The organism is Lysinibacillus sp. FSL K6-1151 (assembly GCF_038630755.1).
In the GTDB taxonomy this organism is placed as follows: domain Bacteria; phylum Bacillota; class Bacilli; order Bacillales_A; family Planococcaceae; genus Lysinibacillus; species Lysinibacillus fusiformis_D.
Map to the genome: position 1 here is coordinate 1,031,647 of NZ_CP152040.1, position 23,862 is coordinate 1,055,508.

Sequence of the window (23,862 nt, forward strand, 5' to 3'; positions counted from 1 at the left end):
TATCATTTGAAAGGACGACACCTAGCATGAATAAAAATATTTTACTATGTGTTTCAGGCGGAATTGCAGTATATAAGGCTGTTGCGCTCGTTAGCAAGCTATCACAAGCAGGGGCCAATGTAAAAGTTATGATGACAGCTTCTGCTAGACAGTTTGTGAATCCATTAAGTTTTCAAGTGATGTCCAAAAATGACGTTTATTTTGACACGTTTGATGAAAAAGATTCAAGTGTGATTGCCCATATCGATTTAGCAGATTGGGCTGATTTGATTTTAGTGGCTCCCGCTACGGCCAATATGATTGGCAAATTAGCCAATGGTATTGCTGATGATATGGTCACAACAACCTTGCTTGCTACTACAGCCCCTGTCTGGATTGTACCAGCTATGAATGTACACATGTATGACCATCCAGCGGTAAAACGAAATTTAGATCGGCTATCAGCTGATGGATACCAATTCATTGAGCCTTCAGAGGGGTTTTTAGCATGTGGCTATGTCGGGAAGGGACGTTTAGAGGAACCTGAAAAAATAACGGCCCTAGTAAAGGCTTTTTTTTCAGGACAATCCAAACCATTAAAAGGTAAAACCGTAATTGTGACAGCAGGTGCGTTGCAAGTACCATTAGATGAAAAGCATATGATTAGCCCACAGGCAAGTGGCATTATTGGACGAGCATTAGCGAATGAGGCAAGGATACGTGGGGCACATGTGATTGAAATTGAAAATAGCAATTTGTATGATGTTATTCAACAACTGGAAGCCTATAAAATCCAATATCCCCAAGCATTTTTTATACATGCAGCGAATGTACCAACCATCGACGAAACGCCGATTATTTCTGTAGAAGGAATGAATGCAATCACTTTCGGACAGCAAGTGCAAGGTAAACCAATGATCAATATACTTTCTGATAGCTGGATTGATTTTAGTGAAAATGCTCAGCTTAATGGACAATTTTTGGCTACGACAAATCCCCAGCTTTTTGCACAGACACTCTGGTCTCATATTACAAAGGATGAGGTGCAATGAGCTTTTTAATAGCAGAGGTCATTGTAGACGTCTCTACCTACCATGTAGACCGTCCCTTTGATTATCAAGTACCTCTCGAATGGGTAAACGTAATAGAATTAGGCTGTCGTGTGAAAGTGCCATTTGGTCCAAGAAATGTTTTAGGCTTTATCGTTGGCTTGAAAAAGGAAACAGATGTACCACTGAATAAATTAAAGGCTATCACTCAAATTTTAGACATGGAGCCGGTCCTGACAGAAGAAATGCTGCTAATGGCGAAATGGTTAAAGAACAACACGATTTGCTATGAAATAGATGCCTTGCAAGTGATGTTACCATCTGCACTTCGGGCTAAGTATGAAAAAATAATTAAATTACAACAGTCTCAAAGTCTACCAGAAGAAGTACAGTACATTTTTGGTAAACGCCAACAAGCCAACTTTAAAGAATTTGAGCGAGCAGGTTTACTTCCTTTATTAAAGCAGTTGGTTGCAGAGAGCATTGTTTCAATTGAGAATGTTGTGAAGCAGCAGGGCAATGTAAAAGAAATCCGAATGGTTCAAATTACAGAAGACCAGCAACTTGTAGAACAGGCTTTGGAACAGTCAAAAAGAGCCGTTAAACAACGTCTATTACTACAATGGATGTGTCAACATCTAGGAGAAATTTTATCACCCCAGCACATTTGTGAGGAAACAGGAGTCTCGATATCGGTATTAGAGGCAGTAATTGAAAAAGGAGCTGCCCAGTTTATTCAAGAGGAAGTTTTTCGTGATCCATTTACGAAGAAAGTTTCTCGTACACAGGCCTTACAATTAACAGAGGAGCAGAGGGGTGCTCTTCAAGCTATTACTACAGCTATAGAGCAGCAACAAGCGCAAACATTTTTGCTACATGGTGTAACAGGGAGCGGTAAGACAGAGGTTTATTTACAGGCTATTCAAAAGGTGCTAGATGAAGGGAAAGAAGCCATTATGTTGGTACCTGAAATCTCTTTAACACCTCAAATGACTGAGCGATTCCGCAGTCGCTTTGGTGAGATGGTTGCTGTTATGCATAGTGGATTATCTGTTGGAGAGAAGTATGATGAATGGCGTAAAATTCAACAAGGTAAAGTGAAAGTAGTAGTTGGTGCTCGTTCCGCTATTTTTGCACCCTTTACGAATATTGGTCTTATTATTTTGGATGAGGAACATGAATCAACGTATAAGCAAGAAGACTCGCCGCGTTATCATGCAAGAGATGTCGCCATATGGAGGAGCGAATTTTATAAATGTCCTATTATTTTGGGTAGTGCAACACCAGCTTTAGAGTCATTTGCCAGAGCTAAAAAGGGCGTATATACGCTACTCTCATTAACGCAACGTGCTTTACACCAAGCATTGCCGACTGTTTTTATTGCAGATATGCGTGAAGAGCTTCGTCAAGGAAATCGTTCGATGTTCTCAGACTCTCTTGCTGAGGCGATTCGTATAAGACTTGAGAAAAAAGAACAGATGGTGCTGTTTTTAAATCGTCGTGGTTATTCATCGTTTGTTCTATGTAGGGATTGTGGTACGGTTGTACAATGTCCAAATTGCGACATTTCCTTAACCTATCATCGGACAACGGAGAAATTAAAATGCCATTATTGCGGTTACGAGGAATCTGTTCCTAAAATATGTCCACAATGTCAAAGCGATCATATTCGTTACTTTGGTACAGGTACACAAAAAGTCGAGGAAGAACTTTTTAAACTATTTCCTGAGGCAAGAGTGTTACGTATGGATGTAGATACCACGAAGCATAAAGGGGCACATGAAGAAATCTTAGATACATTTGGAGCTGGACATGCAGATATTTTACTGGGGACGCAAATGATCGCAAAGGGTCTTGATTTTCCTAATATTACTCTTGTCGGTGTACTAAGTGCTGATACATCCTTGCATTTACCTGATTATCGTGCAGCAGAGCGCACATTTCAGCTACTAACACAGGTAAGTGGAAGGGCAGGACGACATGATAAGCCAGGGGAAGTAATTATTCAGACGTATACCCCTGAACATTATGCAATTGAGCTAGCCAAAACGCAGGAGTATGAACCATTTTATGAACGAGAGATGTTTTTACGTCGTCGCTCCAGCTATCCACCTTATTATTTTGTAGCCCTTATTCAATTATCTCATGAAGATGTCATGATGGCTGCTGAATATGCTGGACGAGTGGCAGATTGGCTACGAGGAAATTTATCGAATCAAGTAGCCATTATAGGACCAACAACGGCAAGTATTGCTCGTCTCCAAAATAGATATCGTTATCAATGTTTGATAAAATATAAAATTGAACCAAATCTAATTCCAGTGTTACAGCGACTGCTTGCCATGTATCGAGCAGAATGGATTAAACAAGGAATATTAATGACGGTAGATTTAGATCCGTCTACTATATAGTGAAATTAACAGCAAGATTTTTTTTCAATAGTAAAATGAACAATCAGCTATTGCACTAGCTTGAATACAGAAATGAGGAAATGAGAATGGCTATAAAAAAAGTAATCGAAAACCCAGCAAAAGTACTATCAACACCATGTGCAGAAGTGACAGAAATTAATGATGGAATCATTGCATTACTAGATGATTTATATGACACAATGGTGGAATATGATGGCGTTGGTATTGCAGCGCCACAAATAGATGTAGGCTTACGCGTAGCAATTGTAGAACTAGGTGAGGAACGCGATATTTTAGAAATGATTAATCCAACGGTTATTGAAACAGATGGAGCGGAAATAGATATTGAAGGTTGCTTGAGCTTTCCAGGGTTATATGGTGAAGTAGAACGTCCTAACTATGTTAAAATTGAAGCTTGTGATCGTGAAGGACGTGTATATGAATTAGAAGCAGGAGGCTTTGATGCCCGTGCCATCTTACATGAAATTGATCATTTAGACGGCGTGCTGTTTGATTCGAAAATCAAGCGTATTATTACAGCAGAAGAACTTGAAGAACTGTACGCAGAAGAGGAGGAATAAAATGACGTCTATAATTTTTATGGGGACACCTGACTTCTCAGCACCTATTTTGCGTATGCTACATGATGAAGGATACGATATTAAAGCAGTTGTGACACAGCCAGATCGTCCAGTTGGGCGAAAGCGTGTATTGACACCACCACCTGTGAAGGCTGCAGCTTTGGAACTTGGCTTACCAATTATTCAACCAGAAAAATTGCGCGGCTCTGAAGAGTTACAACAAATTCTTGCTCTACAGCCAGATTTAGTGATAACAGCAGCTTTTGGACAAATACTACCAAAGGAGCTATTAGATGCTCCTGCTTTTGGCTGCATTAATGTTCATGCCTCACTACTTCCAAAATACCGTGGAGGCGCTCCTATTCATCAAGCTATTATAGATGGCGAGAAAGAGACTGGGGTAACCATTATGTATATGGCAGAAAAGCTTGATGCTGGAGATATTATCTCTCAAAGAGCGATTCCTATTGAAGAAAACGACTATACAGGTGGCCTTTTTGAAAAGCTAAGCATAGTGGGTTGTGAGCTCCTAAAAGAGACACTTCCTTCTATTATAAATGGTACAAATAGCCGAACAGTCCAAGATGAAGCACTTGTTACCTTCGCCAGCAATATTTCGAGAGAGCAAGAACGCATCGATTGGACAAACGATGCTGCTACTTTATACAATCAAGTACGTGGTCTTCATCCGTGGCCGGTTGCTTATACAACTTTTGAGGATGGTAATTTTAAAGTATGGTGGGCAGCTATTGGTAAATGCAAGCATGAGACGAATCCAGGTACAGTTGTAGCGATTGAGAAAGATCATTTTGAAGTAGCAGCTGGCAACGGTACAACTTTAGCATTATATGACGTGCAGCCAGCTGGCAAGAAGCGTATGACCGCAGAGGAGTATTTACGTGGTACAGGTTCTAAATTACAGATTGGGGACCAATTTAAATGAGTAAAAAAAGTGTAGTGATTTGGGATGGAAATGTGCGAGATGCTGCATTATCTATTCTATTAGCAGTTGATAAAAACCAAGCATATAGCAACTTATTGCTAAACGAAACAATTAAACGACATAAAATTGAGGCGAAAGATCGTGCCTTATTAACTGAAATTACGTATGGAACTTTACAGCATAAAATGACGCTTGATTTTTATTTAGAGCCTTTTATTCGTGGGTCAGTCGATCATTGGGTACGTTGGTTATTAAGAATATCGTTGTATCAAATTCATTATTTAACTCGTATCCCACCACATGCTGCTGTAAATGAAGCAGTGGAAATTGCCAAGCGTAGAGGGCATCGTGGTATTGCTTCGACGGTGAATGGGATTTTAAGATCGGTGTTACGTAGCGGCGTTCCTTCTACAGAGGATATAGCAGATCCAATGGAGCGACTTGCTATTGAAACAAGCCATCCCGAGTGGTTAGTGCAACGATTTGTAGCAAACTACGGTTTAGAGCTAGCAACAGCAATGTTGCATGAAAACAATGTGCCAGCTATGCAAACAGTGCGTGTGAATACAACAAAAACAACGGTTAAACAGGCTATTGCTGAACTAGAGGAAGAAGGATTAACAGTACAGCAAAGTGATTTAATGCCTGAATGTTTACGTGTAACCAATGGTCAACCTGCACGTACAAAAGTATTTAAAGAAGGTCACATTACTATCCAAGATGAAAGTTCAATGATACCTGCTAAAGTGTTAAATCCATCTCCTGGCATGCGTGTCCTTGATATGTGTGCAGCCCCGGGTGGAAAAACAACACATTTAGCCGAAATAATGAAAAATGAAGGATCTATTTTAGCGACAGACCTTCATCCACATAAATTAGATTTAATCGACCATAATACAGAACGTCTAGGGCTTGATATTGTTGAAACAGCCCCAATTGATGGACGGAAAGCACCAGAATTTTTACAAGCAGCGTCTTTTGATGCTATTTTAGTTGATGCACCATGTAGTGGGCTAGGGGTTATGCGACGTAAGCCCGATATTAAATATACAAAGCGAGAAGAAGATTTAGAAAATCTACAAAAAATCCAATTAGCTTTACTTGAGGCAGCAACTAAAGTATTGAAAACAGATGGAAAGCTTGTGTACAGTACTTGTACAGTCGATCTACAAGAAAATGAAGGCACAGTTCATGCCTTTTTAACAGCACATCCAGAAATGGAAGCAATACAACTAGAGTCTTTACCAACAAAATTAGCGGAAAAGCAAGCTAATGGCATGCTTCAAGTCTTTCCACAAGACTTTGGCAGTGACGGTTTCTTCGTTGCCGCCTTTCGTAAAAAAGGAGAATCCAACTAATGGTGGATCAAGAGAAATTTAATGAACGTATTAACGATTTAGTTGATGAAGCGGAAGACAAGCCCGTCCGACGTGTCAAGAAAGAAAAACCAAATTTAAAAGAATCTATTTATTCTTTACAGCCATATCAGTTAGAAGAATGGTTAACAGAAAACGGTGAAAAACCTTTCCGTGCTACTCAAATTTTTGACTGGCTGTATAATAAACGTGTAAAGACATTTGAAGAAATGTCGAACCTTTCAAAGGGATTGCGTGATAAGTTAACAGCCAATTTTGCGTTAACAACACTATCAACCATTATTAAGCAAGAATCTAAAGATGGTACCATTAAATTTTTATTTCAATTGCAAGATGGCTATTCAATCGAAACCGTATTAATGCGCCATGAATATGGCAACTCTGTTTGTGTAACAACACAAGTAGGATGTCGAATCGGCTGTACATTTTGTGCTTCCACTTTAGGTGGTTTGAAGCGACATCTACTAGCAGGAGAAATCGTGGAGCAAGTTGTCAAAGTGCAGCAGACTTTAGATGAAGTGGGCGAGCGAGTATCGCATATTGTCATTATGGGTATTGGCGAACCTTTCGATAACTATGATGCGATGATGAACTTCTTAAAAGTAATCAACCATGAAAAAGGGTTAAATATCGGTGCACGTCATATTACTGTATCAACATCAGGGATTGTTCCAAAAATTTATCAGTTTGCAGATGAACAATTACAAATTAACTTCGCCGTGTCACTACACGCACCAAACCAAGAGGCACGTCAAAAGCTAATGCCAATTGCTCGTGCATACAAATTGGATGAATTAATGGAGGCTGTTCGTTACTATACTAAAAAAACAGGGCGACGAGTGAGTTTTGAGTATGGATTGATGTCTGGTGAAAATGATTCAGTGGAAATTGCAGAGGAGTTATCGGCATTAATTAAAGGAATTAAATGTCACGTTAACTTGATTCCTGTCAACTACGTACCAGAACGTGATTATGTTCGTACGTCTCGTAGTCAAATTTTTGCTTTTGAAAAAACCTTAAAGAAAAATGGGATTAACGTAACGATCCGCCGAGAGCAAGGCTCAGATATCGCAGCTGCGTGTGGTCAATTACGTGCTCAAGAGAGATCTGAAGAAACGAGGTGACCAGTGTTGGAATACACAGTCGAAAGTGATATTGGTTTAAAACGATCAATTAATGAAGACCGTGCTGCATTTTTTAAACGTCCTGACGGGCTTGCACTAGCACTTGTGGCGGACGGCATGGGTGGTCATAATGCTGGTGATGTAGCAAGTGATATGGCAATTAAACAGATGGAATCCTTTTTTTTACAGGCAGACGCACATCATTTTGTATCAACAACATCAAAAAAAGAATGGTTATTGCACACAGTTAAGCAATTGAATAAAACGATATATGACTATTCTTTATCACATGAAGACTGTAAAGGAATGGGCACGACGTTTATTGCGGTGTTAATAGAAGAGTATCATTGCTTCATTGCACATGTTGGGGATAGTCGTGTGTATTATTTCTTTGAAGATGGTGCACAACAAATAACAAGAGATCATTCATATGTAAATGTACTGGTAGAAAATGGCGAAATAAGTGAAGAAGAAGCTTTGACACACCCAAAGAAAAATTTCATTTTAAAAGCTGTTGGAACAGAGGAAACGCTAGAGCCAGACTTTTATGAAGTAGATTTAGCATCAGAATCGTATTTACTCATTTGTTCAGATGGCTTAAGCAATAAACTCACTGTCTATGAAATGGCTTCAATTATAACGTATCCAGATGCCATTGAAGAAAAAGGACGTAAGCTTGTAGAATTGGCAAATGCCAGCGGGGGAGAAGACAATATCTCCCTCGTGCTACTAACAAAAAAGGATGAGGAGGTGTAAGAATGCTTGTAGGTAAAAGAATTAGTGACCGTTATAAAATTTTGCAGCTCATTGGTGGCGGAGGTATGTCCAATGTTTATTTAGCGCACGATATGATATTAAACCGTGATGTAGCCATAAAAATATTACGCTATGATTTTTCCAATGAGGATGAATTACATCGACGTTTTCAACGTGAGGCACTGTCTGCTACAAGTCTTACACATCCAAATATTGTTAGTGTTTATGATGTAGGGGACGATGGCGATCTACATTATATCGTGATGGAATATGTTCAAGGAAAAACGTTAAAGCAGTACATACAAGAATTTGCACCAATTTCTCCTGCTAGAAGTGTGCATATTATGAAACAATTAACGTCTGCCATTGCAAATGCCCATGAAAATCATATTATCCACCGTGATATTAAGCCGCAAAATATTTTAATGGATGCGGAGGGTAATGTAAAAATAACTGATTTTGGTATTGCCATGACGTTAAGTGCTACATCGTTTACACAAACGAATTCAGTGTTAGGTACGGTGCATTATTTATCACCTGAGCAAGCCCGAGGCGGGACGGCTACTAATAAATCAGATATTTATGCACTTGGCATTGTGCTATATGAATTATTAACAGGTGAATTACCATTTTCTGGAGAATCAGCAGTTTCCATTGCACTCAAGCATTTACAAACAGAAACACCTTCTGTTCGTGCTTTTGATGCAACCATTCCTCAAAGTTTGGAAAATGTGGTGCTGAAGGCTACGGCTAAAGATGCTTCCCATCGTTATAATACAGTGGAAGAAATATATGATGATTTGGAAACAGTCTTATCACCAACACGAGTAAACGAACCAAAATTTGTCATACCTGTTGATAATGATACGACGAAAGCTATACCAATTATTAAAGAGCCTGTTCATAAAAAAGGCGAAGATTTAACCCAAACGAGAGTTATGGAACCGATTATGGAAGTGAAAACACCATCTCAAGCAAAGCCTAAAAAAACTGTTGAAAAACCAGCTCCTGTTAAGGGAAAGAAGAAAAATTGGCCAAAGTATGTTGCTGGATTATTGATTGCTGTGATTGTCATCTTCCTATTCTTTTTATTTGCAACAGATTCGTTTAGCCCGAAAAAAATTTCTGTACCTGATGTAACAAATTTAACTGTGGAAGAAGCTACAAAAAAATTAGAAGCAGAGGGGTTTGTTGTTGGTGAGGAGCATCAGGAGCGGAACCATGAGGAAATTGAGAAAGGTAAGATCATTGAAACAGATCCAGCAAAAAATGCATTGCGTGCAAAAGGCACAGAGATTGATTTAATCGTCAGCTTAGGTGTGGAAATGACGACTGTAGATAATTATGTTGGACAGAATTATAGTCAAGTGGAAGCTTTAATAAAAGGAAAGTATAAAGAAGTACTAAAAGAGGATGTCCCTTCTAATGAACCAGAAGGAAGAATCATTGAGCAAAGTATACCCCCAAATACTGAAGTTGTTGCGAAGGAAGAAACAATTACGTTTAAAGTAAGCCAAGGGGTTAGAATGATAAGGCTTGAAAACCTCAATAATTATACAAAAGCGGATATGGATGACTATGTGAGGAGAGTTGGCCTTAATTGGCGTATTTCACGTGAAGAATATCATGAGTCGATTCCTGCGGGCAGTGTGATATCACAATTGACAAAAGCGGGTACTATGGTGGAAGAAGGTTCCTTCATATCCGTTGTGATCAGTAAAGGACCAGCGAAAAAGCCTGATAAACCACTGGTCATACCTGTAGTCATTGAGTATAAACCTACAGAAGAGGGTATAGCTCAAAACATTCGCATTGAAATTCAAGATAAAAATCATACATTTTCTGAACCAGTAGAGTTTCCAATTTTAGATGATACACCTTACAATATACAGCTTGTTATTGAAGAAGGCAAAGATGCAAGTTATAGAATTATCCGTGACTCAGAAATAATCTTAGAAGACAAAGTTAAATATGAGGATGTCAATTAAGGAGGAATTGGATGGCGCAAGGCCAAATAAGAAAAGCATTAAGCGGTTATTATTATGTTTATGATGGTCATCAACTTATTCAATGTCGAGGACGTGGGGTCTTTCGCAATCGCGGAGAATCCCCGCTTGTTGGTGATATTGTAGAATATTCAACGGAAACAGAAGGATCGGATGGTACCATTCAAAAGATTTTGGAGCGTCAAAATGAATTAGTTCGTCCGCCAATTGCCAATATTGATCAAGGTATTTTAGTATTTTCCGTAAAAGAACCTAATTTCAATACCATTTTATTGGATCGCTTTTTAGTTGTTTTAGAATCATTCCATGTACATCCTATTATTTGTTTAACAAAAATGGATTTGCTGGAAAATGATAAACGTGAGGAATTACAGCAATATATCGTCGATTATCAAAACATGGGCTATACGGTTTTACAAACCTATAAAGATGAGGAAGAATTAGTTGAACGCCTACAGCCTATTTTAAAAGGAAAAACCACTGTATTAGCAGGTCAATCTGGTGTTGGAAAATCAACTTTGCTGAATACACTAATTCCTGAATTAAACTTAAAAACAGGCATCATTTCGCAAAGCTTAGGGCGAGGAAAACATACTACTCGTCATGTCGAGCTTATTGAGGTCTGTGATGGTTTATTGGCAGATACTCCTGGATTCAGTTCTTTTGATTTTGATGAAATTGATAAAGAGGAATTAGGCGCATGTTTTCCTGAAATGGTCAGAGTGGCGGATGATTGTAAATTTAGAGGCTGTTTACACTTGAAAGAACCAAAATGTGCAGTAAAGGCAGCAGTAGAAACGGGAGAAATTCGTGACTACCGCTACAAGCATTATGAACAATTTATGCAAGAAATTATGGATCGAAAGCCGAGGTATTAATGATGATACAAATAGCACCATCAATTTTAGCAGCAAATTTTGCAAAATTAGGGGAAGAAGTAAAAGAAGTAGAGCAAGCAGGTGCAACACTGATTCATATTGATGTCATGGATGGTCACTTTGTACCGAATATTTCATTTGGCTCAATCGTATTGGATGCTATCCGTCCATTAACGAATTTACCGTTAGATGTACATTTAATGATTGAAAATCCAGATCAGTATATTGAACAATTTGCAAAAGCTGGTGCAGATTATATTACAGTGCATGTTGAAGCATGTCGTCATTTACACCGAACAATACAATTAATTCGTTCGTATGGTGTAAAGGCTGGCGTAGTATTAAATCCACATACATCAATAGAGTCGATTCAACACATTTTAGAAGATATCGATATGGTATTGTTGATGACTGTTAATCCAGGCTTCGGTGGACAAAAATTTATTCATTCTGTTGTACCTAAAATTGAAGCATTATCGGCAATTATTAAAGAGCGGGGTCTAGAGATTGCCATTGAAATTGATGGTGGTATTACTGCTGAAACGATTGTTCCATGTGCACAGGCTGGAGCGACGATTTTTGTGGCAGGATCAGCTATTTATAGTAAAGAAGATCGAACAGCTGCACTCCAAGAGATTTTAGCGGCTGGTGAGGCAGCGATTAAGAGATGACGATAGTCGTTGTTTGTGCAGGTGGTCCAAAACAAGAGCTTTGCTCATTTTCATCGTTTCAACAACAGGATGTAGTATTTATTGGAGCAGATCGTGGTGCTTTATATTTACTGGAGCATGGGATTACCCCTCATGCCATTGTTGGTGATTTTGATTCCTTAACAGATGAGGAATATCAATTTGTGATGGCACAAACCAATGACCAACAACGTTTTCAGGAAGAGAAAAATGAAACAGACACGGATTTAGCTTTGCTTAAAGCCTATACTTATGCACCTCAAGAAATTGTCCTAACAGGTGTTACAGGTGGGCGCTTAGATCATTATGAGGCAGCGGTTCGTTCCATTTATCGACTCCAAAAAGAGCATCCTCAAATTGAGCTGAAGATTATTAATCATGCAAATATGTTGCAATTTTTATTACCTGGTACGCATACTATTTTTGCAGATGATCGATACCGATACTTGTCTTTTTTTGCTCATGAGGAACCGATTCAAAATGTGACATTACGGCAAGTAAAATATGAAACAACGAATGAGGAAATCTCTTTAGGAACATCACGATTTACAAGTAATGAAATAATAGGAACTTCAGGGTCTATATCTTTCTCGCATGGCATATGTTTAATGATAAGAAGCATAGATTAGCGTAAGGGGGAGAGAGTCCTGAAAGTATATACGTTCCAGCTGCCGAAATTCGTGAGTAGTATCACGCGTACGTGTATTAACCTATTTAAAAAAGATAAGAAAGTAAAAAAATCCGACTAATGTTAGTCGGATTTTTTACGTTAAGTATATTGAATACTGTAAAAAGAAAAAAATCGATTTGCGCCCAATGCGAAATCGATTTTTTAGAAGCGGCGATTAAACGCGCTCGATTTTACCTGATTTTAATGCACGAGCAGAAACCCATACACGTTTTGGTTTACCGTCAACTAAGATACGAACTTTTTGAAGGTTAGCACCCCAAGTACGTTTGTTAGCGTTCATAGCGTGGGAACGGTTGTTACCAGTACGAGCTTTACGTCCAGTGATTACACATTGTTTTGGCATGTTGTATTCCCTCCTTACTGTTGATGCTGAAAGATTATTATTTCAGTTCGGTATTTCACATACCATAATAATTTAACATACGATGGCGTTCAGTGCAATAGTTTTCACATATCCTTTCAAGAAAAAAACCTTTACAGGCAAAAATCAGTTAGTAAAAGAAGGGAAACTTAAGAAAAGAAGTATTACTACCCTTTTCCACGATAACCAAGTTTTGTCGATACACGTTTACCAGTATCAACTAAGCGCTCAATTAATGTATTAATATGATCTTGAGAGACATTAAAATTCACAAAGCCGATGCTCACTGCACCTATCACTTCACCAAAACCATCTTGTACAGATACCGCAATGGAGGAAGTACCAGCAGTTCGTTCTCCATGACTTATTGCATAGCCCTGCTGTCGGATGTTTTGAAGTTGTCCTTCTAATTCAGCAATTTCGTCTTTCGTTATTAGCTGTTCCAAAATTTCTTTTGACTGAGTGTCAGGCATAGAAGCAAGAATGGCTTTATTGGCTGCGCCAATATGCATAGGTATGCGAATGCCAAGTTGGTCATAAATACGAATCGGATTTGCAGCACTGTCTATTCTTTCTATAATAATTGTATCTAAACCAGCAGGCTTACTTAAATAGACACTTTCTTCAACTTCTCTTGCTAAGCGTTCTAATTCAGGCCTAATTTTACTAATATAATCCATCGTGTCATATACCTGTAAGCCAAGTTCCATCCATATTGTTCCGAGGCGATAATGCTTAGTCTGCTCATCCTGTTCAATCATACCTTGTTTAATCATGGCTTTTAAAATTCTATGTAAAGTACTTAGTGGTAAATCGCATTTTGTAGAAAGCTCTGAAATAGACAAGCTACGGTCATTTGCTTCAGATGCTAAAACCTTCGCAATCGTCATAGCTCGCTCTAATAATTGCATTTGCCCCACCTCCCTTCCTCCTATTTTATTTTTATTCTCCAATTACGTCTAGTTCCAATATTTTCGAGCGAATAGATGTCTATACAAAGATGTGTAAAATGAATCCTCGTACAATTGTTTTTCAATGGATAAATCAAATTTAGATTAAAGGAAAAATAAAAAGTTTTCTAAATATATTGACAGTATAGCATAAAACGAATATATTTTTCATATAAACTTTCCTCTTAACGGAAACGTTTTCCACTACACGGAAAAGGGGTGAAGGGAATGCATTATTGTTCATCAATGTATGCACCTTTGAAACACGTTATAGTAAAACATCCGAAAGATGCTTTCCGAAGCCAGGCACATCTTAGCGATGAATGGAAAACATTTAACTATTTATCTGAGCCTAACTATGAAGAAGCGCTAAGAGAATATGCTGAATTTATTAGGATTCTTGAAAAGTATGTTGATACGATTGATTATTTGCCTGCTAATGATGAAGTAGGGTTAGATTCGCTTTATGCACATGATCCAGTTAAATTCACACCAAATGGCGCCATTATACTGAAATCTGGCAAAAAATTGAGACAGCCAGAAGCAGCAGTATATAAGGCCTTTTTACAGGAGAAAGGTATTCCAATCATTGGGGAACTAACAGGAGAGGCGGTATCAGATGGTGGAGATCTTGTTTGGTTAGATGATCGAACACTCGTTGTAGGTAGAGGTTATCGTACAAATGATGAAGCTATCCATCAATTAAAGGAAATGACAGCGGATATGGTGGATGAGTTTATTGTTGTGCAGCTACCCCATGACTTAGGTGAAGCTGAGTGTTTACATTTAATGTCTTTCATAAGTATGGTAGATCGAGATTTAGCTGTTGTACATTCACGTTTAATGCCAGTATTTTTCCGACAACTGCTTATCGAGCGAGGTATCCAATTAATAGAAGTACCGAAGGATGAGTATGATGCACTGGGCTGTAATGTCTTGGCGCTTGCACCAAGAGTGTGCGTTATTCCTGAAGGGAACAAAGTAACAAAACAACAGCTACTTGATGCTAGTGCAACAGTGTTTGAATATAAAGGTGATGAAATTACTGTTAAAGGAACAGGTGGGCCAACATGCCTAACTTGTCCAGTAGTAAGAGGATAAAGGAGACGAAAATTATGTTTAAAAATGTTATTGTTAAAAATCCAGGAAATAGTTTTGTAAACGGTTTAACAACTAGTGATTTAGGTAAACCCATTTTAGAAAAATTGTTTGAACAGCATGAAAAGTATATAGATGCTTTGAAAAAATGTGGCGTTGAGGTTACACAATTACCAGCAAATGAAGCATTCCCAGATTCAACATTTGTAGAAGATACGGCAGTATTAACATCTGAATTTGCTATTATCTCAAACCCTGGAGCAGCTGCTCGTAATCGTGAAATCGAAGATATTGAACCAGCAGTGAAACCATTCTTTGAAAAAATTTACTATATTAAAGGCTCTGGAACGCTTGATGGTGGAGATGTATTACAAGCAGAGAAGAAATTTTACGTAGGGATCTCAGACCGTACAAATGAAGAAGGCGCACAGCAATTTAAAAAAATTGTTGAGCAAGAAGGCTATGAAGCGACTATTATTCCATTAAAAGAGTTCTTCCATTTAAAAACAGGGGTTGCCTATGTTGGGGATAATCGTATGGTGGTAGCTGGTGAGTTTGTCGATCACCCTGCATTTGAATCTTATGATAAAATCGTGATTCCTAAAGAAGATGAATATTCTGCTAACTGTATTCAAGTAAATGATTATATTATTATTCCAGCTGGCTACCCAGAAACAAATCGTAAATTACAAAATCTTGGCTATCAAACTATTGAACTTGAGATGTCTGAGTTTAGAAAACACGATGGTGGCTTAAGTTGTTTATCATTACGTTTTTAAGACATGCTAACATTGCCCAATCAATTTAAAAGGGAAAATTGATTGGGTACTTTTATTCTTTGATTATCTGAATATTTACACTATATGGGAAGTAGGGATGGATGTTGAATAAAGGGGATCAGCTTCACAACAATCAATTAAATCGATCGATGAAAAGCCGTCACTTATTAATGCTTTCACTTGGGGGTGTTATTGGAACGGGCTTATTTTTAAATGTTGGCTATACCATTAATCAAGCAGGACCAGGTGGTGCTCTAATTGGTTACTTGTTTGGTGGCCTAATTTTGTTTATGGTCATGAACTGTCTTGGGGAATTGGCTGTTTATATGCCAGTTACAGGCTCCTTCCAGACATACGCTACACGTTTCATTAGTCCTTCAGCTGGTTTTTCATTAGGCTGGATGTATTTTGTCGGGTCTGCCGCCACAGCTGGTGTTGAATTTACAGCTGCTGGGATTTTAATGCAACATTGGTTTCCGACTGTACCGATATGGATTTGGTGTGCTGTGTTTATGGTTCTTTTATTTGTCTTAAATGCTTTAACAACAAAGGGCTTCGCTGAAGCAGAGTTCTGGTTTGCTAGTATCAAAGTTGTTGCAGTCATAGCATTTATCATTATAGGTGGTGCGGCCATTTTCGGATTAATTCCATTAGCAGATCGTCCAACGCCACATCTGACAAATTTAGCACCTACTGGTTTATTCCCAGCAGGTATTTCTATTATTTTTGTCACAATGATGAATGTTATTTTCTCTTATCAGGGATCAGAGCTTGTTGGTATTGCAGCAGGTGAAACCGAGAACCCTGAAAAAAATATTCCAAGAGCGATTCGTACTATTCTTTTTAGAATTATAGTCTTTTATATTGCCTCCATTATTGTATTATCGGCGATATTCCCAGCATCAGAGCTTGGTCTTGTAGAAAGTCCATTTGTAACGTTGATGAATATAGCAGGTGTTCCATATGCAGCTAGTATCATGAATTTTGTTATATTAACGGCTATTTTATCAGTCGGCAATTCATGTCTGTATGCGTCAACACGTTTATTATTCTCTATGTCACAAGAGGGAATGGCACCTAAGTTATTTGGTCGATTGACTAAAAATAAAGTGCCGTTAAATGCGCTCATTTTTACAATGGCTTTCTCACTATTATCCTTATTAACAAGTGTAATGGAAGCTGATGCAGTATTTGTGTTACTCATGTCGGTGGCCGGAATCTCTGTCACAATCTCATGGATGGGGATTTGTGCTTCTCAACTAATGTTCCGCTATCGTTATGTAAAGTCTGGAGGAAATTTGGCTGATTTAAAATTTAAAACACCTCTATTTCCTTTAATACCTGTATTTTGTATTATCTTTTGTGTATTTATTTTAGTATTTTTAGCGTTTGATCCAACGCAAAGAATCGGTTTACTGTACGGGATTGGCTTCTTTATTGCCTGTATGATTTTTTATCAATTGAAATTAAAAAATGCAACAACGACAGATAGTAAAAGTGAAGAGTCACTAGAAATTCGTTAACCAAAAATTTAACGAATTGAGGCTAAAGGAGAGTTTGTATGAATAATTATATGTGGAATACACCTGAAAAACTGCGAGCATTGCTATGTGAAATTGTCAGTTGGGAAAGCAGGACATTGACAAAGGGTGAAAATGACTTTGCCTATAAATTAAAAGATAAATTGTTAACGCTTCCATATTTTGAAAAACATCCAGAGCTTATTGAATTACATGATGCAGGGCTTGGAAGAAATGCTGTTACGGCATTTTATAAGCACCCAACAGCAACAGAAACAGTGGTGTTAATCAGTCACTTCGATACAGTGCATACGGAGGAATATGGAGAACTAGAGCCACTAGCTTTTTATCCAGAGGAATTAACAAAAAAACTGATGGAGTCTAAATACAAAGAAGATTTACCAGAAGCGGCTAGAATTGATTTGGAGTCAGGTAATTATTTATTTGGTCGTGGCACAATGGATATGAAAATGGGACTTGCTTTACATATGCAGCTCATTGAAAAGGCAAGCTTTGAACAATGGCCAATTAATTTGATTTTAACTACTGTACCTGATGAGGAAGTAAACTCTGCTGGAATGCGAGCTGCTGTTGTGGAGCTTGTGAGACTTCGTGAACAACATGGGCTAACCTATAAATTATTTTTAAATAGTGAACCTTCCTTTTCGCAAGGGCCATCTGATACAAATGAATATATCTATTCAGGTACTATAGGGAAAATAATGCCAGCTGCTTTATTTTATGGCAAAGAGACGCATGTTGGCGAACCTTTAAAGGGCATGACCGCTAACTTTATTGCTTCTTATATGACACAGTACATGGAGTGGAATCCTCTTTTCCGTGAAACAGATTTGGGAGAAAGTACGCCACTGCCAGTTTCTTTACAATTAAAAGATTTAAAAATGGAGTATTCTACACAAACACCATATCGTGCGGCTGCACTGTACAATGTATTTTTATTAAAACGTACAGCTGCAGAAGTAATGGCTATCTTTGAACAAGTGGCATTACAAGCCATGGCTGCTTGTAATGAGCAATACCAAAAAGTTTGCACCCGAGAAAAAGTACAAGGGGTAGGGAATGTACAGGTTTTGCGATATGAGGCATTGTTGGAGCATGCTATCCATAAATTGGGTGAGGAGGAAGTGCGAACGATCAAACAGCAAGTTCTTCAGCATCACGCATGGGACGATCGTGAAAAATCTATACGTATTGTTGATCAGCTCATGATTCGTTGTCAGGAATTAGCACCAGCAACAGTTTTGCTATATGCACCACCTTATTATCCAGCAATTAATTCATCCAATCATCCACTTGTTATTCAATCGATTGAATTGATGAAGAAAACGGCTCAAACATTTGCTATTGAGGTGGAGCAGATTCATTATTTTAACGGGATTTGTGATTTAAGTTATGTTAACTACACAGATGATTCAAACGAGTGGTTAGCATTCGAACGTAACACACCTGTATGGGGAGATACGTATAGTATTCCGTTTAAAGAAATGTCTGCATTACAGGGGCCTGTATTAAATGTCGGTCCCTTTGGCAAAGATGCACACCAAAAAACAGAAAGACTGCATGTGGATAGTGCCTTTAAAGAAATGCCTGTTATGATCGACAAGCTTATTAAAAGTCTTTTTTAGTCAAATAAATTTTAAAATATTGAACTGAATATAATATAAACAAAGTTGATGCTATAAAAGTATCAACTTTTCATCTTGTTGAAAAAAGGTGATGTCAATAGCAGAAAAAGAACCTTTCGCAAGGCGAGGGGTTGATTTCCGTTCCGCCAGACTCCTTTCCAGGGGGCGTCCGACGAGCCGCTTCACTCACTGCGTTTCGCTCCAGGGTCTCACCTGCTAATTCCCCTAGGAGTGACGCTGGCTCCACTCCAATCTATACTAGCCGAAGCGATCAAAATAGCTCATTATTTGTATAATTAAAGAAAAGAGGCTCTTCAATGTGGAGAAGTGATGAGTGACAACACCTCTACATAAAATGAGTAGTGAACATCTACATTTTATTTGAAAACCTTTGCTAAAAAGAAACATTGGCGTGGAAGGCTACTTGACTCCCTTGGGATAGCGAGACAGGCAAGCAATAGCCTGTAACGGAAATCCATTTTCACCTTTCACAAAAATTCTATGGATGGTTTTGTTTTTCAACACTATGCAAAGTTGATGCTATAAAAGTATCAACTTTTTTATTTATCAAAAAAATTTCGACCTACTTGTATTTTTCATTCTTTAGACGATACATATAGAACATTATATAACTGAAAGCGGACAATAGGAGCGAGTATTATGAAAAATCAAGAAAAAATAGCTTTTTCTATTCGCAAAGAAATGGTTCAGTCGAATTTAAAAGGGATGAGAACAGTTGCTTGGTCACTTATGTATGTATCGGCTATTATTTCCCTTATTCATTATGGAGAGGTTTTCTTTGTCAAAGCAGAAAGAGCCATGGTCCCCGTCTATATTGCCATTCATATCGCCATGTTTTATATAGATATAGCCGTATTGTTATTTGTTAGGGAAAAACGAATTCACATTACCTCTGTTAATATACAGAAGTATGAACACCTAGTTGTTATTTATATTTACACGATTATGCTATTGATTACGGCAATTTCGGTAATGGATGTTTATTTCTTTCATCATGCAGCATTATATGAGGTGATTTTAATCATTATTTGTACGGTATTTGCATTACCTTTACGAAAAATTAGTTGGATTATTTTACTTTCTGCACCAGCAATTATTGCGAGTACATATTTGAGTGTTGGCATGTCCAGTGAGAATATTAAAGTCATATTACCGATGTCTCTTTTAATTCCGATTGGTATCATAATTCAATATCAGACCTACAAGGTTCGAAAACAAATAACTACACAGCATATTTTATTGGATGAAGAAATGATCAAAACGAAACAATTATCAGAGCTGCTAGCTGTTAAAAATAAAGCATTAGCAGAGCAAGCACTAAAAGATCCTTTAACGAATCTGCCAAATCGACGAGCATTTAATCAGCAATTGACTAAAATAGGACATCAGCTTCATCAACCACAAACATTAACGGTAATGATGATTGATATTGATTATTTTAAAAAGTTTAATGATTACTATGGACATATACAGGGTGACGCGGTCATTGTTAAAGTAGCCTCCTTATTGGCGGAAATTGCAGAGAAGTATCAGGCGTTTGTTGCTCGTTGGGGTGGAGAAGAATTTATTATGATTAGTCAGCATACTGAGAAGTTTGCTGAGCCTATATGTGAAGAAATTTTAAAGGAAGTGCGTGACTTAAAGATTCCACATAGGCAATCAGATATTGTTCAATACGTAACGGTTAGTATTGGAATGTGTCATGCTAACCTGACAATGTATGAGCATTTACAAACATGCTGTGATATTGCTGACCAAGCGTTATATTTAGCTAAGCAGAACGGACGAAATAACTATTTTCGTAAAATGGCAATTTTTGACGGAAAGGAAAATGCGTCTATTTGAAGTCAGAAAACGTTGCTATAAAGCCTTTCTATACTGCCTTAGGTTGCTTAAATTATAACGAAAGTGTTACAATATACTTTAGTCAAAAAGAGCCAAGGAGGCATTCCTATGTCAATTGAATTAAACAATGAATTCGGCCAAATTGATATTTCAACAGATGTACTTGCACAAATTGCTGGTGGTGCTGCTGTAGAATGCTACGGTATTGTTGGCATGGCATCTAAACATCAAATTCGTGATGGTCTAACTGATATTTTACGTAAAGAAAACTTCGCAAAAGGTGTTGTTATTCGACAACAGGACGACGATTTACATATAGATATGTACATTATTGTTAGTTACGGGACAAAAATTTCGGAAGTTGCTTACCAAGTGCAATCGAAAGTGAAATATACAGTAGATAAAACATTAGGTATGAGCGTAAAATCTGTCAATATCTTTGTACAGGGCGTTCGTGTAGCGAATTAAGAGGAGGAACTAAATCGAATGCAGTCTTTAGACGGTATAAAGTTTGCTGAAATGGTACAAATGGGTGCGCATCATCTATACCAAAATGCAAATTATGTAGATTCATTAAATGTATTCCCAGTACCGGACGGTGATACAGGGACTAATATGAACTTATCGATGACATCTGGCGCAAAGGAAACAGAACTTGCCGCTTCAGAACATATTGGTAAAACAGCACAGGCATTATCAAAAGGTCTTTTAATGGGTGCGCGCGGAAATTCAGGCGTTATTCTATCGCAATTATTCCGAGGCTTTGGGAAGTTTATTGAAAAAGAAGCAACCATTGATGCAAAAGGCTTTGCAGCGGCTTTCCAAGCGGGTGTTGATACAGCTTATAAAGCTGTTATGAAACCTGTAGAAGGAACTATTTTAACAGTAGCACGTGAGGCGGCAAAAAAAGGTGTAGAAGTGGCAGAAACTGAAACCGATATCATTGCCGTGATGGAAGCTTTTACAGCAGAAGCAAAGGCTTCATTAGATCGCACACCTGAATTGCTACCTGTTTTAAAAGAGGTCGGTGTTGTGGATAGTGGTGGTCAGGGCTTACTATTTGTGTATGAAGGGTTTCTAGCCTCTTTAAAAGGTGAGCCTCTTCCAGAGAAAAATGATGCGACCTTAGATGATTTAATCAATGCAGAGCATCATAGAGTACAGGATTTCATGAATACTGAAGATATTGAATTTGGCTATTGTACTGAAATAATGGTGCGTTTAGAAGAAGGGAAAGAACCTTTCGATGAGGAGCATTTCCGTAATGAATTAAATCCTTTTGGGGATTCTTTGCTTGTGATCTCCGATGAAGAAATTGCGAAAGTTCATATCCATTCTGAGCAACCAGGTTCTGTTTTATCAATCGGACAAAAATACGGTAGTCTTATTAAAATAAAAGTTGATAATATGCGTGAGCAGCATTCAGCGATTGTTGGTGAGGAGCATAAAGCACCAACGACTGCCAAAAAAGTAGAAAAACATCCGTATGCTATCGTAACGATTGCGATGGGTGAGGGTGTGGCAGAATTATTGCGCTCTATCGGTGCTTCATATGTCATTGAAGGTGGTCAAACAATGAACCCTTCAACTGAAGATATCGTTAAAGCCGTACAAGAAATCGGTGCAGAAAAAGTATTAATCTTACCGAATAATAAAAATATCGTTATGGCAGCAGAGCAAGCGGTTGAACTATTAGAGATTGACGCAGCGGTTGTTCCTACGAAGACGATTCCACAAGGGATGGCAGCGATTTTAGCGTTTAACCCTGAAGCAGCTGTTGATCTAAATAAAAAGACAATGTCCGATGCATTTGCTAATGTGAAGACAGGTCAAGTAACCTATGCAGTGCGTGATACATCTATTGATGGTGTGGAAATCCGTAAAGATGATTTTATGGCATTAGCAGAAGGTAAAATTGTCCTTTCTACACCAGCATTAAAGGATGCAGCAGAAAAGGTAATCACAGATTTAGTCGATGAAGATGCTGAGATAGTTACAGTGATCTATGGCGAAGATACAACTGAACAGGCTGCTTCAGCATTAGCAGCTTTCATTGAAGAGAACTATCCAGATGTAGAAGTTGAATTATTTGATGGTAAACAAGGGTTATATCCATATATTATTTCAGTAGAATAATTACATGCTACTTTGCTATTCCGTAAAGAAAGCAGTGCACAAAACGTGTACTGCTTTTGTTTATGCTACAAAGAAGAGGATGTATAATATTTAGTAAAAACGTGCTAAATATGAACAGCTAGATGTACGTGTCCAGAGGATAAAAAATTTGGAATTATTGGAATATCAACTGTTTTATTGATGTGTATATATGGTGTGGACAAAAAATAAACCTATATAGTTACTATAAATTATAGTAGTGGTAATTTTCTGAAAGTTGATAAATTAAATGCTTTACTTTTATAGTAGCTATCAAGCATGATATAAGTAAAAATAAATATTATTATATGAATAGAATAGAGGGGTGTTTGTATGAAGTTTACTTCAGTATTTGATATTATTGGACCAGTCATGATTGGGCCTTCCTCCTCTCATACGGCAGGTGCAGCTCGCATTGGGCGTGTTGCAAGGGATTTATTTGGTAGACAACCTAAATGGGCAAAAATTCATTTATATGGATCATTTGCTGAAACGTATAGAGGACATGGTACAGATGTTGCGATAGTGGGGGGCCTATTAGATTACGATACATTTGATGACCGTATTAAAATAGCATTTGAAGAGGCCGAAAAAGTGGGATTAGAATATGAATTTATTCCCGAAACGGCTAATACGGAGCATCCCAATACAGCTCGGCTTGTCATTGGAGACGATGAAGGGGAAATGTCTGTAGTTGGTATTTCGATTGGTGGCGGAAAAATTGAAATCAGTGAAGTCAATGGTTTTAAGCTACGTTTAACAGGTGGTATGCCAGCAATTCTTGTTGTGCATGATGATCGTGCTGGCTGTATTGCCAATGTAGCCAATTGTTTAGCAATGCATGAAGTCAATATTGGGCATATGGAAGTTTCACGTATAGAACGTGGTTTAACAGCTCTAATGGTGATTGAAATTGATCAAAACATTGAAGATAAGGTGCTACAGCAAATATCTTTAATTCCACATATTACAAAGGTCTCTAAAATTAATAACTAAGGGGGTGTC

The 23,862-nt window shown here is 37.9% G+C and carries 22 protein-coding genes; 20 read left to right on the forward strand and 2 right to left on the reverse strand.

Annotated features, from left to right (window positions below; genetic code table 11):
• Window positions 1-26: 26 nt before the first annotated feature.
• The 12 genes from coaBC to spoVM all read left to right on the forward strand — a co-directional run bounded on the left by coaBC (window position 27) and on the right by spoVM (window position 12,541).
• On the forward strand, window positions 27-1,031 hold the full coding sequence (gene coaBC, locus MHI04_RS04800; RefSeq protein WP_342535381.1) for a bifunctional phosphopantothenoylcysteine decarboxylase/phosphopantothenate--cysteine ligase CoaBC: 1,005 nt from the start codon (window positions 27-29) through the stop codon (window positions 1,029-1,031).
• Entirely contained in the window at window positions 1,028-3,439 is a 2,412-nt protein-coding gene (gene priA, locus MHI04_RS04805; RefSeq protein ID WP_036124935.1) for a primosomal protein N', read from the forward strand. Before coaBC ends, priA begins: the two co-directional genes overlap by 4 nt.
• A gap of 86 nt (window positions 3,440-3,525) precedes the next feature.
• Window positions 3,526-4,020, forward strand: a complete 495-nt coding sequence (gene def / locus MHI04_RS04810; protein WP_036124934.1) for a peptide deformylase — start codon at window positions 3,526-3,528, stop codon at window positions 4,018-4,020.
• A 1-nt stretch (window position 4,021) separates the two neighbouring features.
• Entirely contained in the window at window positions 4,022-4,963 is a 942-nt protein-coding gene (fmt, locus tag MHI04_RS04815; RefSeq protein WP_036124932.1) for a methionyl-tRNA formyltransferase, read from the forward strand.
• On the forward strand, window positions 4,960-6,321 hold the full coding sequence (rsmB, locus tag MHI04_RS04820) for a 16S rRNA (cytosine(967)-C(5))-methyltransferase RsmB (RefSeq protein WP_036124929.1): 1,362 nt from the start codon (window positions 4,960-4,962) through the stop codon (window positions 6,319-6,321). Before fmt ends, rsmB begins: the two co-directional genes overlap by 4 nt.
• Window positions 6,321-7,463, forward strand: a complete 1,143-nt coding sequence (gene rlmN / locus MHI04_RS04825) for a 23S rRNA (adenine(2503)-C(2))-methyltransferase RlmN (RefSeq protein WP_036124927.1) — start codon at window positions 6,321-6,323, stop codon at window positions 7,461-7,463. Before rsmB ends, rlmN begins: the two co-directional genes overlap by 1 nt.
• 6 nt (window positions 7,464-7,469) lie before the next feature.
• Window positions 7,470-8,219, forward strand: coding sequence for a Stp1/IreP family PP2C-type Ser/Thr phosphatase (locus MHI04_RS04830; protein WP_058843486.1), 750 nt, complete (start codon window positions 7,470-7,472; stop codon window positions 8,217-8,219).
• A 2-nt stretch (window positions 8,220-8,221) separates the two neighbouring features.
• Window positions 8,222-10,207 (forward strand): Stk1 family PASTA domain-containing Ser/Thr kinase, encoded by a 1,986-nt coding sequence (pknB, locus tag MHI04_RS04835; protein ID WP_036124923.1) that lies wholly within the window; start codon window positions 8,222-8,224, stop codon window positions 10,205-10,207.
• An 11-nt stretch (window positions 10,208-10,218) separates the two neighbouring features.
• The gene (gene rsgA, locus MHI04_RS04840) at window positions 10,219-11,103 is read left to right on the forward strand and encodes a ribosome small subunit-dependent GTPase A (RefSeq protein ID WP_036124921.1); all 885 of its coding nucleotides are present in this window, start codon (window positions 10,219-10,221) and stop codon (window positions 11,101-11,103) included.
• A 2-nt stretch (window positions 11,104-11,105) separates the two neighbouring features.
• Window positions 11,106-11,774 carry a ribulose-phosphate 3-epimerase gene (gene rpe / locus MHI04_RS04845; protein WP_089931982.1) on the forward strand — a complete coding sequence of 223 codons (669 nt, stop codon included), beginning with the start codon at window positions 11,106-11,108 and terminating at the stop codon, window positions 11,772-11,774.
• Window positions 11,771-12,421 (forward strand): thiamine diphosphokinase, encoded by a 651-nt coding sequence (locus tag MHI04_RS04850; protein ID WP_089931984.1) that lies wholly within the window; start codon window positions 11,771-11,773, stop codon window positions 12,419-12,421. The genes rpe and MHI04_RS04850 overlap by 4 nt, the downstream gene beginning before the upstream one ends.
• A gap of 18 nt (window positions 12,422-12,439) precedes the next feature.
• On the forward strand, window positions 12,440-12,541 hold the full coding sequence (spoVM, locus tag MHI04_RS04855; RefSeq protein WP_099805045.1) for a stage V sporulation protein SpoVM: 102 nt from the start codon (window positions 12,440-12,442) through the stop codon (window positions 12,539-12,541).
• Window positions 12,542-12,637: 96 nt separating this feature from the next.
• Here spoVM and rpmB read toward each other — a convergent pair whose 3' ends face one another.
• Together rpmB and MHI04_RS04865 are read right to left on the reverse strand one after the other, a co-directional pair.
• Window positions 12,638-12,826: a 50S ribosomal protein L28 gene (gene rpmB / locus MHI04_RS04860; protein WP_004227417.1), complete on the reverse strand. Its 189-nt coding sequence runs from the start codon at window positions 12,824-12,826 to the stop codon at window positions 12,638-12,640.
• Window positions 12,827-13,011: 185 nt separating this feature from the next.
• Window positions 13,012-13,755 (reverse strand): IclR family transcriptional regulator, encoded by a 744-nt coding sequence (locus tag MHI04_RS04865; RefSeq protein WP_058843516.1) that lies wholly within the window; start codon window positions 13,753-13,755, stop codon window positions 13,012-13,014.
• A 267-nt stretch (window positions 13,756-14,022) separates the two neighbouring features.
• Here MHI04_RS04865 and MHI04_RS04870 point away from each other — a divergent pair, with 267 nt between their 5' ends.
• From MHI04_RS04870 to sdaAB, 8 genes are all read left to right on the forward strand, one after another.
• Window positions 14,023-14,895 carry an arginine deiminase family protein gene (locus MHI04_RS04870; protein ID WP_089931986.1) on the forward strand — a complete coding sequence of 291 codons (873 nt, stop codon included), beginning with the start codon at window positions 14,023-14,025 and terminating at the stop codon, window positions 14,893-14,895.
• 14 nt (window positions 14,896-14,909) lie between these two features.
• Window positions 14,910-15,671 carry an arginine deiminase family protein gene (locus MHI04_RS04875; protein WP_036124824.1) on the forward strand — a complete coding sequence of 254 codons (762 nt, stop codon included), beginning with the start codon at window positions 14,910-14,912 and terminating at the stop codon, window positions 15,669-15,671.
• 101 nt (window positions 15,672-15,772) lie between these two features.
• Window positions 15,773-17,194 carry an amino acid permease gene (locus MHI04_RS04880; protein WP_036124822.1) on the forward strand — a complete coding sequence of 474 codons (1,422 nt, stop codon included), beginning with the start codon at window positions 15,773-15,775 and terminating at the stop codon, window positions 17,192-17,194.
• 38 nt (window positions 17,195-17,232) lie between these two features.
• Complete coding sequence (locus tag MHI04_RS04885; protein WP_036124820.1) at window positions 17,233-18,837, forward strand: M20/M25/M40 family metallo-hydrolase; 1,605 nt, start codon at window positions 17,233-17,235, stop codon at window positions 18,835-18,837.
• A gap of 660 nt (window positions 18,838-19,497) precedes the next feature.
• A complete protein-coding gene (locus tag MHI04_RS04890; protein ID WP_058843491.1) occupies window positions 19,498-20,703 on the forward strand; it encodes a diguanylate cyclase in 1,206 nt (401 codons plus the stop codon).
• A gap of 108 nt (window positions 20,704-20,811) precedes the next feature.
• Window positions 20,812-21,171 (forward strand): Asp23/Gls24 family envelope stress response protein, encoded by a 360-nt coding sequence (locus tag MHI04_RS04895; RefSeq protein WP_004269431.1) that lies wholly within the window; start codon window positions 20,812-20,814, stop codon window positions 21,169-21,171.
• Between the two features lie 18 nt (window positions 21,172-21,189).
• A complete protein-coding gene (locus MHI04_RS04900) occupies window positions 21,190-22,839 on the forward strand; it encodes a DAK2 domain-containing protein (protein WP_271912502.1) in 1,650 nt (549 codons plus the stop codon).
• Window positions 22,840-23,190: 351 nt separating this feature from the next.
• Window positions 23,191-23,853: an L-serine ammonia-lyase, iron-sulfur-dependent subunit beta gene (gene sdaAB / locus MHI04_RS04905; protein ID WP_036124814.1), complete on the forward strand. Its 663-nt coding sequence runs from the start codon at window positions 23,191-23,193 to the stop codon at window positions 23,851-23,853.
• Window positions 23,854-23,862 lie beyond the last annotated feature (9 nt).